The 13,239-nt window shown below is 54.4% G+C and carries 13 protein-coding genes; all 13 read right to left on the reverse strand.

Annotated features, from left to right (window positions below):
• Window positions 1-2 precede the first annotated feature (2 nt).
• Window positions 3-1,226, reverse strand: coding sequence for a colanic acid biosynthesis fucosyltransferase WcaI (gene wcaI, locus ACQG2Q_RS15375; protein WP_022648633.1), 1,224 nt, complete (start codon window positions 1,224-1,226; stop codon window positions 3-5).
• Window positions 1,223-1,702: a GDP-mannose mannosyl hydrolase gene (locus ACQG2Q_RS15380; protein ID WP_072201098.1), complete on the reverse strand. Its 480-nt coding sequence runs from the start codon at window positions 1,700-1,702 to the stop codon at window positions 1,223-1,225. Before ACQG2Q_RS15380 ends, wcaI begins: the two co-directional genes overlap by 4 nt.
• Window positions 1,703-1,704: 2 nt before the next feature.
• Complete coding sequence (gene fcl, locus ACQG2Q_RS15385) at window positions 1,705-2,670, reverse strand: GDP-L-fucose synthase (RefSeq protein ID WP_015572377.1); 966 nt, start codon at window positions 2,668-2,670, stop codon at window positions 1,705-1,707.
• A 2-nt stretch (window positions 2,671-2,672) separates the two neighbouring features.
• Entirely contained in the window at window positions 2,673-3,794 is a 1,122-nt protein-coding gene (gmd, locus tag ACQG2Q_RS15390; RefSeq protein ID WP_003863514.1) for a GDP-mannose 4,6-dehydratase, read from the reverse strand.
• Between the two features lie 24 nt (window positions 3,795-3,818).
• Window positions 3,819-4,367 carry a colanic acid biosynthesis acetyltransferase WcaF gene (gene wcaF, locus ACQG2Q_RS15395; RefSeq protein ID WP_426759230.1) on the reverse strand — a complete coding sequence of 183 codons (549 nt, stop codon included), beginning with the start codon at window positions 4,365-4,367 and terminating at the stop codon, window positions 3,819-3,821.
• A 16-nt stretch (window positions 4,368-4,383) separates the two neighbouring features.
• Window positions 4,384-5,130 carry a colanic acid biosynthesis glycosyltransferase WcaE gene (gene wcaE, locus ACQG2Q_RS15400; protein WP_426759231.1) on the reverse strand — a complete coding sequence of 249 codons (747 nt, stop codon included), beginning with the start codon at window positions 5,128-5,130 and terminating at the stop codon, window positions 4,384-4,386.
• Window positions 5,131-5,146: 16 nt separating this feature from the next.
• The gene (wcaD, locus tag ACQG2Q_RS15405; protein WP_022648637.1) at window positions 5,147-6,367 is read right to left on the reverse strand and encodes a colanic acid polymerase WcaD; all 1,221 of its coding nucleotides are present in this window, start codon (window positions 6,365-6,367) and stop codon (window positions 5,147-5,149) included.
• A complete protein-coding gene (wcaC, locus tag ACQG2Q_RS15410; protein WP_023300547.1) occupies window positions 6,342-7,559 on the reverse strand; it encodes a colanic acid biosynthesis glycosyltransferase WcaC in 1,218 nt (405 codons plus the stop codon). Before wcaC ends, wcaD begins: the two co-directional genes overlap by 26 nt.
• The gene (gene wcaB, locus ACQG2Q_RS15415; RefSeq protein WP_023300548.1) at window positions 7,556-8,047 is read right to left on the reverse strand and encodes a colanic acid biosynthesis acetyltransferase WcaB; all 492 of its coding nucleotides are present in this window, start codon (window positions 8,045-8,047) and stop codon (window positions 7,556-7,558) included. The genes wcaC and wcaB overlap by 4 nt, the downstream gene beginning before the upstream one ends.
• Window positions 8,047-8,889: a colanic acid biosynthesis glycosyltransferase WcaA gene (gene wcaA / locus ACQG2Q_RS15420; RefSeq protein WP_006811246.1), complete on the reverse strand. Its 843-nt coding sequence runs from the start codon at window positions 8,887-8,889 to the stop codon at window positions 8,047-8,049. Before wcaA ends, wcaB begins: the two co-directional genes overlap by 1 nt.
• A 122-nt stretch (window positions 8,890-9,011) precedes the next feature.
• Entirely contained in the window at window positions 9,012-11,174 is a 2,163-nt protein-coding gene (wzc, locus tag ACQG2Q_RS15425) for a tyrosine-protein kinase Wzc (protein WP_022648640.1), read from the reverse strand.
• A 2-nt stretch (window positions 11,175-11,176) separates the two neighbouring features.
• Entirely contained in the window at window positions 11,177-11,620 is a 444-nt protein-coding gene (gene wzb, locus ACQG2Q_RS15430; RefSeq protein ID WP_003862078.1) for a low molecular weight protein-tyrosine-phosphatase Wzb, read from the reverse strand.
• 6 nt (window positions 11,621-11,626) lie between these two features.
• Complete coding sequence (locus ACQG2Q_RS15435) at window positions 11,627-12,763, reverse strand: polysaccharide export protein (protein ID WP_022648641.1); 1,137 nt, start codon at window positions 12,761-12,763, stop codon at window positions 11,627-11,629.
• Between the last annotated feature and the right edge of the window lie 476 nt (window positions 12,764-13,239).

Here is a 13,239-nt window from a genome sequence, read left to right on the forward strand (position 1 = left end):
ATTTATCCCCGTATATCTGCAATAAATTGGCTCAGCACGTTCTCTTTCTCGAGCGTGCGTTCGGCATATTCACGTGCCACCGTGTTCTCTTTTGGCATGGCGAGTGCCTGCTCAATTCCGGTCACCAGCGCAGGAACCGATTCTGGCTCTACGCAAACGGCAATGCCCGGGTAGCTGTTGCACAGCTGGCCTAATTCTGTTGCGGCTTCTGCCGTAATCACCGCATTTCCGCCCACTGCCAGAATGTTGGTCAGCTTGGACGGCAGCACCGCATCCGCCGCGCCGCGTTTTTGCACCACCAGATGGCAATCCGCCATTTTCAGCAGCGCGGGCAGCGCGTCATAAGACTGAAGCGGGAAGAAGCGGATGTTGGTCAGTCCGCGCTCGCTGGCCATTTTTTCCAGCCGCGCTTTACCCCCGCCCTGCCCGACTATCACGAACATCCACGGGTGTTCGCTCAGCTGAAGCGCGGCGTCAATCACGCTCTCCAGCCCCTGTTTTTCGCCGATGTTGCCTGAGTAAAGAATGATTTTTTGATCTTCAGGCAAACCGAGCTGCGCGCGTAACGCCTGCGCATCCTGGTCTGTCACATCGCGGAAACGCGCCACTTCGGACCAGTTCGGAAAGAAGATCACCTTCTCCGCCGGGACACCCTTCTCCTGCGCCTTATTCATCATTGAGCGCGAAATGGTCGAGACGTAATCCACGTTGTGCAGGCCGCTGCGCTCAAAGGCGCTGGCGAGCTTCGCCACCTTGCCGCCCTTGCCTTTCCCGGCCATCCCCAGTCCGAGCATGGCGTCCACTTCATAATCCTGAATGTGCAGCAGGGTGCGCGCGCCGGAGAGTTTGCCCAGCAGGCGCATGCCTGGCGTGCAGAACAGCGTCGGCACCACGCCGATGATGCGATCCGGCTTCCAGCGACGTTGCGCCATCAGCGGGAAAAAACTGCTCAGGGCAAAGCTGCCCAGATGAATTAAACGTTTCAGCGTCGAGGGCTGTTTCGGCACGTAGAGCGGGCAGCGCCAGACGGTCGCAGCCCCCTCTTCGCGGCGGTAGCGCCAGCTGGAATAGCGTTCGCCTACCTTCCACTCCGGGTAATACGGCGGGGCGGTAATCACCCGCACGTCATGTCCCTGGCTCGCCATCCACTCGACCATCTCGCCGGTGTATTTCCCGATACCGGTAAGCTCCGGCGAGTAGTTAATTCCGTAGACGAGGATTTTCATAGGCCTGGCACCTCGGCCTGACGTTCCGCAAGGAAGTACGCCCGACTGTTGTCATGGACGTTGTCGCTTGCCAGCAGCGCCTCTGGCGTTAACCAGCGGTAATCGTCATGCTGAGAATCAGGCAGACGCAGGTCTGCCTCACTCACCTTCAGGCGGAACCCCAGCACGACATAGTGCGTGGTGAACCCGGTGCCCGAAAAGTTATCGTCATAGAAGTGCTGCCAGACCCCGTAAAACTGGCCCGCTGCCATCGGCAGTTGCAGGCCCAGTTCCGCCAGAGTGAGACGCTCAAACGCATCGCTTAGCGTCTCATCCTTCTGCACGCGCCCGCCGGGCACGAACCAGAAGCCCTGTGCAGGACGATTGGTTCGTTTCCCCAGCAAGAACTCGCCGCGTTCGTTCTCCACGATCAAATCAATTGAGATGAGCGGAGTGGAACGCACCACCGTGGCAAAATCTTCCTGACTTAAAAACATCATTACCCCCGGAAGCGGTGCTGGTTTTCCAGGAACCACTGGTAGGTGCTGGCCAGCCCCTGCTCCAGTGAGACCTCGTGATACCAGCCAAGCTGATGCAGACGGGTCACGTCCAGCAGCTTGCGCGGCGTGCCGTCCGGTTTGGTGGCATCAAACACCACGCGTCCTTTGTAGCCCACCACCTGCGCGATGGTCTGCGCCAGCTCGCGAATGGTGCAGTCCACGCCGGTCCCGACGTTAATGTGCGACAGCATCGGCTCGGTGTTTTCCTGCCACACCTCGCGATCCAGCTCCATGACGTGAATGCTGGCTGCCGCCATATCGTCCACGTGCAGGAACTCGCGCATTGGCGTGCCGCTGCCCCACACCACCACGTCCGGGGCGTTTTCGGCAGTCGCCTCGTGGAAACGACGCAGCAGCGCCGGGATCACGTGCGAATTGCTCGGGTGGAAGTTGTCGTGCGGTCCGTACAGGTTGGTCGGCATCACCGAGCGATAGTCGCGGTTATACTGACGGTTGTACGATTCACACAGCTTTATCCCGGCAATTTTGGCAATCGCGTACGGCTCGTTGGTGGCTTCCAGCGTGCCCTGCAACAGTTCGCTCTCGGCGATCGGCTGTTTCGCCATTTTTGGGTAGATACAGGATGAACCGAGGAACAGCAGCTTGTTCACGTTGTGCAGATGCGCCGCGTGAATGATGTTGCTCTCAATCATCATGTTCTCGTAGATGAAATCCGCCGGGTAGGTGTTGTTAGCGACAATACCGCCCACCTTCGCCGCCGCCAGATACACCTGGTCGATACGTTCGCTGGCGAAGAAGTCCTGCACCGCTTTGCTGTCAAGCAGGTTCAGCTCGTCACGCGTGCGAACAATCACCTCAACGTCGCCGCGCTGTTCAAGCTGGCGGACAATCGCGGAACCCACCATTCCGCGATGACCGGCGACAAAAATACGTTGTTTTGTCATTCTCAGGACTCCAGCGCGATGGCAACCTCGTAGCCATGGGACTTGAGCAGGGAGTGTTTTTTCGCTGCTTCAAGATCTTTGGCCACCATCTCGGATACCATTTCTTGCAGGGTGGTTTCTGGTTTCCAGCCCAGCTTCTCGTGCGCTTTGGTTGGGTCGCCCAGCAGGGTTTCCACTTCAGCAGGACGGAAGTAACGCGGATCCACCTGAACAATCACGTCGCCTGGCTTCACGCCCGGTGCGTCGTGGCCGGTCACGGAAACAACGATACCCTTCTCTTCCACGCCAGTGCCTTCGAAGCGCAGCTTGATGCCCAGCTGTGCCGCAGCCATCTCAACGAACTGACGTACGGAGTACTGCACGCCGGTCGCGATCACGAAGTCTTCTGGCTGTTCCTGCTGCAGCATCATCCACTGCATTTTCACGTAGTCTTTCGCATGGCCCCAGTCACGCAGGGAGTCCATGTTGCCGAGGTGCAGGCAGGATTCCAGACCCTGAGCGATGTTGGCGATAGCGCGGGTGATTTTACGGGTCACGAAGGTTTCGCCACGACGTGGGGATTCGTGGTTGAACAGAATGCCGTTACAGGCGTACATGCCGTAGGATTCACGGTAGTTCACAGTGATCCAGTAAGCGTACAGTTTCGCTACCGCGTACGGAGAACGTGGGTAGAACGGCGTAGTCTCTTTCTGTGGAATTTCCTGCACCAGACCATACAGCTCAGAGGTAGATGCCTGATAGAAACGGGTTTTCTTCTCAAGACCCAGGAAGCGAATCGCTTCCAGCAGACGCAGCGTACCCATGGCGTCCACGTCAGCGGTGTATTCCGGGGATTCGAAGGAAACCGCAACGTGGCTCATCGCGCCCAGGTTGTAGACTTCATCCGGCTGTACTTCCTGCAGGATGCGGGTCAGGTTGGAGGTATCGGTCAGGTCGCCGTAGTGCAGGTGGAATTTCGGGTTCGCCGCGTGAGGATCCTGATAAATATGATCGACACGTTCGGTGTTAAATGAAGACGCACGACGTTTAATACCGTGTACTTCATACCCTTTTTCCAGCAGTAACTCTGCCAGGTAAGAACCATCCTGCCCGGTAACGCCGGTGATGAGAGCGACTTTAGACATGTTTATATTCCTCTACTTATGAATTTAATCAGTTTCAACGCGTTCGCGTATCACCACTGCGGGGTTGCCACGGCAAATTTTATTTGCCGGTAGCGATTTAAAAACGCTGCTGCGGGCACCGACTACCGTGCCATCGCCAACAGAAACACCGGGTGCAACAAAGACGTCTGTTGCCAGCCAGCATTTTTCACCGACCACAACAGGCGAAGCGGTAATATCAAAATGCGGGCTCATAAAATCGTGGCTGCCGGTGCACAAATAACACTTCTGTGAAACCACCGAATTTGCGCCAATCGTAATCTCGCCAAGGGTATATAACACCGCGTCATCCCCTACCCAGGCGTAATCCCCAAGCGTTAATTTCCAGGGATAAGTAATTTTCACCGAAGGACGAATGACTACGTTTTTTCCTATTTTTGCGCCAAACAGACGCAGTAAAAATGCGCGCCAGCGGTACAGTATTTGCGGCGACCAGGCAAATAACGTTGCCTGTACAGCCCACCACAGTTGAACTTTAATACCGCTCCCGCCCCGAAAACCTTTCGGCACGGAGAATCCATTTAATTCCTGCATTACGTTTCCTTATATCTCAGGCTTTGTTATATAAGGCTTTCGCTTTACCCGTCGTTTTCAGACGTAAGAAATAAGATAATTCCGCCCAGAACCCCGGTACGCGTAATATTTTACGCTGCACGTTTTTGGCATCCTGGCACAATTCCAGATTATTCGAGGTTGACACGCCGCCCATTGAAAATTCGGATACCAGTCCTTTAATTCGACGGAACGGGTAGCCAGATTTGTACAGGCTGGCGGCCAGGGCATAATCTGATGACACTTTATATTGCAAATCGTAAGGCTGCTTTTTCAGGCCACTCATCGGGAAGAAAATAGCCTGATGGCTTGCCGGCAGGCTGTGGTAGATATACCAGCCTGGTTTCGCGCCGCGCAGCACTTTTTTCCCCTCGCCGAAATCAAGCAGCGCATCACCGATAAACATGGCATCTTCTTTCTGGTGCGCCAGCTGGCGTGCAAACAGCGCCACATCTTCATGGAACACGTCGCCGGAATTGAGGAAGATGGCGTAGCGCCCCTGCGCCATGTTGATGCCTTTATTCATGGCATCATAAATGCCTTTATCTTTCTCGCTGATGTAACGTAAGTTGAACTCACCGTTAAGTTTTTCCAGGAACTCCGCCGTGCCGTCGTTCGAGCCGCCATCGACCACGATCCACTCAAAGGTGAGGCTCGGATCGCGCGCCAGGTTGCGCAGCGAGCGCCAGGTTTTTACCACCCCTTCGTGGTTACGAAAGGCGACAGTAATGACGCTAAGAAACATAAATCACCTCATTTCGTCATACGCTCGTAATATTCAACGCTTTGCGCAAAATAAACGGACATACAATTAAGAATGCATATTCCGGGCTAAATATTGACCCGGTAAAAAACAACGACACCGGTGTGAACAGATAAAGTTGCACGCGAAAGTTCTGGTTATCACCAAACGCGTTAATCATCATTTTGAAAACTTTAAACAGATACCACAGTGTCAACAGTACGGCGAACCAGGAAAAATAGATAATTAACAGATACAGACCATTGTCTATGGTTTTACCGACATCCGCACCGTTAAAGATTCCGAATGATGCAACATATTCGTAAAGTGAGCCGAATCTTACTACGCCATCAATATGGGTTAAGGAATAACCCACCATCACCAGTGGACCAATGATGCGATAATAGGACGACGAACCTTCCGTTCCCAAATCACCCAGACGTTCAGAAATGTACGGAAATGCGAATATTACGCCCACTAAAAATACCGTCAGAGAAATGATCGCCAGCGGCAGTTTTTTCTTAATCGCCTCTTTGTTTAGGTACTGGAACGCCCACTCCAGCAGGTAAAACAGAATAAACGTCATTACCCCTGAGAACGACCCTGACAGAACGATTCCTGCAAGAATCATAGCATCGGTCTTGGGGGTTTTGATACCGAACTGTTTGATGCTGAGCCAAATTGAGATTAATGCCAGAGCAAAAAACGCCGGTTCAAAATAGAGCGCAGTGGTACGCTTGCCACCAAACTTAATGAAGTTCAGTACATAGCTGTTACTGTATATAAGATATTTCGAAATTATTTCCATCAGGCTACTGCCGCCTGTGAGAATAATTTGCGCCATCTCCAATGCCGCAAGCATAACAATCAGCCCGACGACAATATAAAAGAACCTGAGGATTTTCCTATAATTGTGCGGAGAGATAGTTTTAAAACGAATACTCCACACCATGCCAATAATGATAACGATATAAACAAACAGCATGGTGGAGGTGACATATTTGCTGGCGTCCAGCGACTGACCAAAGATGTAGTTAAACGCCGTCAGACCAAACCCGATCCCCAGCGCAATCATCAGCTTTTTGAGGTTAAGCTTATCAACGTATAGCAACAGCAGAACCGGCAGGAAGGTGACGATGGTGATTGGGAAGCTTTCACCGAGCTGGGCAATCTTGACGTTGACCAGCAGGTAGATCAGCGGCAGCAGCAGATAACTACAGATTCTGATAGAACGAGACATACTCCTCCAGCATCTGTTGTCCACTGTACGCTTTACGGCTGCGGTTGCGGAACGATTCCAGGTCCGTGCCAAAAACAGCCTGCGCGATATCGGCCTTCGACAGCTGCACCAGCGGCAGCACCTCGTTCTCACTGAAGGTTTTACCGCCCGATTTCTCCAGCACTTCGCGCGCCGCGTCGCTGTGGGTGGCAATGACCGGCACGCCAATGGAGAGCGCTTCGCACAGGATCAGCGGGTAGTTGTCCACGCGGGAGCTGAACACCAGCGCGTCCATACCGTTGAGCGCGCTCATCAATTTGCGCTTGTCGGTTTCAAACCCGTGATTCACCACGTTAGCGCCTTCGAACGGCGAGAATTTGCCGAAAGTATGCAGTTCAATTTTGTCGCCGAGCGCCATCATGTCGCGCACCAGCTGTTGGTTGGTTTTGCCGTCGTAGCGCAGGTCATGGGCGACGACAGCGATTTTCGGCTTGCCCGTGGTAATGGCTACGGGCGTCAGTTCGGCCAGGATCTCTTCCGTCGCCACATCAATACCGTTGTTGATAATCTGGCAGCGCCCTGCTCCGTACAGGCTATTAAAAGCATCTGCCACGTGCTGGCTTGGAGAGATAAAGGTGCAGCCGAGCGAGAGCATGTCGCGGAACAGCTGACGCTTGCCCTCAACCAGCTGATGCGCGCGATCGACCTTCACCGGCGGATAGTTACTGAGCGTAGGGCATTTCTGGCAGTTATCTTTCCAGCCTTCGCAGCCGTCGGTAAAGGCGCAGCGTCCGGTCACGCTCCAGTGGTCGTGTAGCGTCCAGACGAAACGGGTGTCCGGCTTGTGCGCCTTCACTTTGCCACAAAACGCTACCACCTCTTCCAGATTCAGCCAGTAGCTGTGTAGCACGTGGAAGTGCAGCACAACCGGCCCGCGGGTGCGGGTGACGGTGCGGTAGAGATTATTCAGGTTGCCGAACAGGTCGCGGTTAAACAGGCGGAACAGCGCAATATTGGCGATGGAGGTCAGACGTGGCGTCTGCTTCAGCACCTGCGGATAGTTATCATGGCTGACGCTTTTCTTGCCGCCCTTGCCGTAACCGTAAACAAAGCGCGACTGTAATCCTTTTTGCAGCGCGCGCTGGTGCAGATCCAGCGCTACGCCTGCCGCCCCGCCCTCTGCGAGGCGTACGTTAAATTGCAGAATGTTCATTTAATCACCTTCACGCGGGCTTTCTCGCCCACCACCAGCGCATTGTCCGGAATGCTGTCCAGCACTACGCTACCTGCGCCAACCGTCACGTTATTGCCCACGGTAATCTCCCCGATCATCACCACGTTGGCGCCCAGCTCGACGTTATTGCCAATCACCGGGCAGGCCAGGCTGTCTGGCCCACGGTTGCCGATTGTCACCCCGTGGCGAATGGTGAAATCATCACCCGCGACGACGAACTTGTTGATGACGACCGCATAGCCGTGATGAATGGTAAAGCGGCGGCCAATGGTGGCAGCGGCCTGAATTTCATAGCCAAAAAAGCATTCGGTGATGATGCGGTACAGCACCAGCACCGGCGCGGCCCAGATATTGTTCAGCACATTTTTTTTGCGCCACACCGAGCAAAAGTGCGCAATACGGTAGGCCAGAACCATGCAGCACGGGCGCAGGCTCCAGCTGTTAGCGCGGCAATCTTCCAGAAACATTATTTCCCCCGAAGCCCGTCAGCCAGACGCTTGCCGTTACGCACCGACAGCAGCGTCAGCAGCGTGCGCCAGTTCATGCGCTTGTTACGGATCTGATACAGGGTAAAGAGCTGATACTTCCGACTGGCACGGTCAAACTTGTCCTTGTGCTTGCGGTAAAAATGGAAGTAGCCCGAGAATTTTTTCGGTGACGAGGTGATCTGCATCTCCCCGTGGTTGATGTGCAGGATCTGCGTGGCCTCTTCCACCTTCCACGGCTCGCCGTACTCCACCACCATCCGCAGGAAAATGTCGTAATCCTGTGCGGCCTTCAGCTCGGTATCGAACAGACACTCCTTAAAGCGCCAGGCCCAGGTAAATACCTGATTGCCAATGATGTTGCGCTTGTAGAACAGGCGGCGGGAATACGGTGATTTCGGATACAGCGGCAGGCTGGCCGGCTGCGAATAGACCTCGCCCTGACAGACATAGTCGTTGGCATACAGAAACGCGTGGGTCACCAGCTGCGCTTTGTGCGACAGGAAGATCGACAGACGGTTTGGCGTCCATTCGTCATCATCGTCGATACCGGTCAGATACTGCCCTTTCGCCTGCATAATCGCCTGATTGCGCACCGCGCACGCCCCGGAGTTGATGGCGTTATGCGTGTACACCACGCGCGGGTCGTTCAGGTCTTCGACAAACTTTTGCAGCTGTTCGTAAGAGGAGGAACAGTCATCCACGATAATCAGTTCCCAGTTATCGTAATCCTGACGCAGGACCGATTTAATCGCGCGGATCGCCAGCTGCTGACGATTCCATGTCGGCATATAGATAGAAATCAAAGGGCGTTGTGTGCTCATGTATTCCTCCTGCCCCTCACCCCGGCCCTCTCCCCGGAGGGGAGAGGGTGAAAGACCGCACCAGGCAGTCCCCTCTCCCCTCAGGGGAGAGGGTTAGGGTGAGGGGTGTGGGGTGTGTTTTGTTATTTAGAGTCAGACTTGTATTCGTACTCGTAGTAGCCGTAATCCTGATAACCCGTCGCACGGCGGAAGATGGAGTTCAGAATGACCCCTTTCACCTCAATACCGTTCTGCTCAAAGCGGCTCAGGCTGGTTTCCACTTCCTTCAGGGTGTTCACCGCATAGCGTGCAACCATCAGCGTGGTGCCCGCATGACGCCCTACCACGGCGGCGTCGGTGACCGCCAGAATTGGTGGGGTATCGATCAGCACCAGGTCATAGTTTTTGCTTGCCCACTCGATCAGCTGCGTGAAGCGCTCGCTCATCAGCAGTTCAGACGGGTTCGGCGGTACCTGGCCACGCGGGATCAGGTCAAATTTCGGAATCGAGGTCGGCTTGGCGCTCTCGCTGATCTCCCCTTTACCCAGCAGGATTTCCGACAGGCCGTTAACGTTGTTGGTGCCCAGCAGCTCATGGGTGTAGCCCTTACGCATGTCGCAGTCGATCAGCAGCACGCGCTTGTTGGTCTGGCTCACCACCGCCGCCAGGTTGGCACAGACGAAGGTCTTACCAATTGACGGGCTGACACCGGTCATCATCAGGACGTTGTTTTTGGCCTGCATCATGGCGAAGTGGAGGCTGGTACGCAGGCTACGCACCGCTTCAATCGCCAGGTCGGTCGGGTTACCCACGGCCAGCAGCTGGCTCTGTTTGTAACGCTTGACGCCCTTAACGGTTTTGACGCTGTCACGGGACTTCTGCCACTCCGAAAGCGGGATGCTGGCGTACACGCTGATCCCGTTCTCTTCCAGCACCTGCGGGCTTTCGATACCGCGGTTGAACAGCGAGCGCAGCAGCACGCCGACGATAGAGAGCATCAGGCCGAGAATAATGCTGCCGAGGATAATCAGCGCTTTCTTCGGCTTCAGCACGCCCGGCTGGGTAATCGCCGGGTCAACGATACGCACGTCGCCCACGGTGCTGGCTTCGGTGATTTTCAGCTCCTGCTGCTTGTTCAGCAGTTGCATGTAAACCTGCTGGCCGGATTCCACATCACGCGTCAGGCGTACGATTTCCTGCTGCGTCTTCGGCATCGCGGTCACGCGGTCATTCAGCTTCGCCTTCTCTTCTTCCAGGGTACGACGTTTCTCGAGCAGCGTGCGGTACGCCGGGTGACGTTTGGTATAGAGCTTGGAAATTTCCGCCTCTTTAAAGGTCAGCTCGTTTAGCTGCGCATCAATATTGACCATGGAGTCGAGAACCGATTTCGCCTCCAGCGGCAGGTCGACGGAGTCTTTATCCTGACGGTATGCGTTCAGCTTGTTCTCGGCGTCATCCAGACGGGCGCGCACCTCCGGCAACTGTTTACTGAGGAACGCGAGGCTTTTAGCGGCTTCCGCTGACTTGCGCTCAACGTTCTGCTCAAGGTAGTTACGGGTGATGCTGTTCAGGATGTCGCGGATTTGATCCTTGTCTTCACCGGTGAAGGTCATGCTCAGGACGCCGGTGTCCTTTCCGTTTTCGGTAACGGTCAGGTTGTTTTGCAGATTGTTGATCATTCCGAGCGTCGAGAATTTGGTGACCGTAAACTCACCGCCCTCGTGCGCCTGGATGGCACCAACCCTGATGCTCACGCCATCTTTGGTCAGCATCTGCCCCACTTCGCCGCGCGCGCTGAAGCCTGCGTCGCTGGTCAGCTGATACTGTTTTGGTCCCAGCACGGTCAGGGTAAAGGTTTGGTCCCCTGCCCCTTTTGGAATCACGAAGTCGGTCACTTTTACCGTATCGTTACTGCGCCCCATCAGGCGATCCCAGCCTGCGCCAAACACCGGGAAGGTGTTTTTGGTGACCGCGATATCCAGCCCCAGATCGTGAACCGTTTTGCCCAATACCAGGCGCGACTGGATCAGCTGAATTTCAGCCTCCGATGCCGGCGGCTTGTTGGCCAGCGCAGAGCCGATATCCTGAACCAGCGAGTTTCCGGTATTTTGTTCGATCTGCACCAGCGCGTCGGCGCTGTAAATAGGCGTCGCGAACAGCGTATAAACGATCGCCGCCACGGCAAAGATGGCGGTTATACCCAGCACCCACCATTTCGCTTCAATAACGGTCCCGACCAGGCGACCGATATCGATTTCATCACTGCCCGACGTCGGGGCGGCAGAAGGTCTTGTTTTTTCTGTCATTGTTATCCCTGCTGAGCTTTCAGTGCCTGCGCCCACTGGCGGGCAGACTGGTCTAGTAAGGTGTATACCGCCTCAAAGGCCTCGCGGCTCTTGCGATACGGATCGGGAATTTCGCGCTCACCATCCCAGTGACCAAACAGCATCACCTTGCCGCGCATCTCCGGTGCAATATCGCACAGCGCGTGAATGTGGCGTTTTTCCATCGCGAGGATCAGGTCATATTCCCGGCACATTCGGCCAGAGACCTGACGGGCAACGTGCCCGTCGAGTGAGAGGTTATGCTCAAGGGCGACGCTTGCGGCACGTTCGTCGGCACCTTTTCCGACCAGCGCGCCCAGCCCTGCGGAGTCGACCGTTAACGCAGGCTGGTAATTTTTCAACAGCCTTTCAGCCGTGGGGGAACGGCAAATGTTCCCCACACACACCACCAGAATTTTGTTAAACATCGCGGCTTACCAGGTATGAATGTCGCTCGCCGTATCCGTCATGTAGCGAACGCCACTGATGGTAGGCAGCAACTGGTTGATCAGACGGTTCCAGCGGGCAACCGGCGCGGTGGTGACATAGACCACATCGTATGGCTGGAGACGGAACGACGTTGCCATGACCAGCGACGTCGCGTCGGACATGTCCAGCTGGTAGATGTTGGCAATCTTGCCTTTCGCGTTTTCGCCTTTGATCGGACGGATCACAAAGATACCGCTGGCGTTGGAGGCGGTCAGATCGATACCTTCCGCGTTGCCCAGGGCTTCGGTCAGGGTCATACCGCTGAAGTCCATCTTGAGGGTGCTCTGTTTCTTCACTTCACCCATCACGAACACTTTCAGATCGTCGTTGCGCGGCACGTAAAGAATATCGCCCGGATAGAGGAGACGGTTCTGGGTCAGGTCACCGTTTTGCATCAGCGCCTGAAGCGAAATGCGCTGCTCTTTGCCGTTGTGGGTCAGCACCACGTTGCGCCAGTCAGCACCGTCGGTTAAGCCGCCTGCGGCATTGATCGCATCAAGAACGGTGAGCGGGACGTTAGTGATAGCCTGCTGGCCGGATTTGTTGACCTGGCCTGAGATATAGGCTTTCTGGGATCGGAACGCGGCGATATTAACGTCCACCTGCGGGTCAGCAATGTACTGCGCCAGGCGGCCGGTAATATCACTACGGATCTCAGCAAGCGTTTTGCCCGCGACGTGCACTTTGCCAATGTAGGGATAGAACATGGTGCCATCGGACTGTACCCAGTTACCGGTGTCGCTTGAGCTACGGTACTGGCCCGCAGGTGTGGTCAGTTCCGGGTGATCCCAGACGGTCACGTTAATGACGTCACCCGGACCAACGCGATACTGGTAAGAGGCAATTTCCTGGTCCAGAGACATATTTGGCTGAGCAACATTCGGACGTGGGCGTAATTGTTCTACCAGACGTGGGGTTAATGGGTAAACATTCACCATTTTGTCGAGATCAAAATCAGCATCCTGCTGTTTAATCACATCCTTGCCCATTGTTGACATATTGCTGCCGGGAAAGACCGTGCAACCACTCATCAAGGTCACAGACACCAATAATGGCATCAATTTCATTTTGGATTTCATCATTGATTATTTATCACTTTGGCAGAGTAATTATCCTGTGCAATTAAAATAAGCGCGGGTCGTGGTGACAATCAGAATGCAGTTAATCATTTAGCAATATAACTGGCATCAGTCCTAAAAAAAGCTTATTCATCCATTGGCTATTGACAGAATAATTGAGGCTGATTCACACGCTTTCAGGCACGCTACCGCCCTTGGCTTTCAGTTACCAATCCACTGACTAAACAATGCGTTATGGTTAGACACCCTCTTGGATCAGGCCTTTTGAGAAATATATCCGCCACCTTAAACGGGTGATTGATAATGTATAACCTTCACCAAAGACTGAAACAAAAATAGCAACAAGGAGATTTAACATTTGATGCTGGAAGAATTGTTGCAGCTAACCTAATAGCAGGCAAGGAGACAACCGTCCTAATATTCGTTTTTAAGATTAATATTAAGAGCAAAGTTTTGAGGTTTTCGGATTTTCTTTATAT

The organism is Enterobacter cloacae complex sp. 370H10, assembly GCF_050031535.1.
GTDB classification, from domain to species: Bacteria; Pseudomonadota; Gammaproteobacteria; order Enterobacterales; family Enterobacteriaceae; genus Enterobacter; species Enterobacter intestinihominis.

Bases quoted from the DNA above. Each gene is read 5' to 3' on its own strand.
- gmd (WP_003863514.1), bottom strand. From the start codon at position 3,794: ATGTCTAAAGTCGCTCTCATCACCGGCGTTACCGGGCAGGATGGTTCT.
- wcaI (WP_022648633.1), bottom strand. From the start codon at position 1,226: ATGAAAATCCTCGTCTACGGAATTAACTACTCGCCGGAGCTTACCGGT.
- wcaF (WP_426759230.1), bottom strand. From the start codon at position 4,367: ATGCAGGAATTAAATGGATTCTCCGTGCCGAAAGGTTTTCGGGGCGGG.
- fcl (WP_015572377.1), bottom strand. From the start codon at position 2,670: ATGACAAAACAACGTATTTTTGTCGCCGGTCATCGCGGAATGGTGGGT.
- wcaD (WP_022648637.1), bottom strand. From the start codon at position 6,367: ATGTCTCGTTCTATCAGAATCTGTAGTTATCTGCTGCTGCCGCTGATC.
- wcaB (WP_023300548.1), bottom strand. From the start codon at position 8,047: ATGTTTCTGGAAGATTGCCGCGCTAACAGCTGGAGCCTGCGCCCGTGC.
- wcaA (WP_006811246.1), bottom strand. From the start codon at position 8,889: ATGAGCACACAACGCCCTTTGATTTCTATCTATATGCCGACATGGAAT.
- wcaC (WP_023300547.1), bottom strand. From the start codon at position 7,559: ATGAACATTCTGCAATTTAACGTACGCCTCGCAGAGGGCGGGGCGGCA.
- ACQG2Q_RS15435 (WP_022648641.1), bottom strand. From the start codon at position 12,763: ATGATGAAATCCAAAATGAAATTGATGCCATTATTGGTGTCTGTGACC.
- wzc (WP_022648640.1), bottom strand. From the start codon at position 11,174: ATGACAGAAAAAACAAGACCTTCTGCCGCCCCGACGTCGGGCAGTGAT.
- wzb (WP_003862078.1), bottom strand. From the start codon at position 11,620: ATGTTTAACAAAATTCTGGTGGTGTGTGTGGGGAACATTTGCCGTTCC.
- ACQG2Q_RS15380 (WP_072201098.1), bottom strand. From the start codon at position 1,702: ATGTTTTTAAGTCAGGAAGATTTTGCCACGGTGGTGCGTTCCACTCCG.
- wcaE (WP_426759231.1), bottom strand. From the start codon at position 5,130: ATGTTTCTTAGCGTCATTACTGTCGCCTTTCGTAACCACGAAGGGGTG.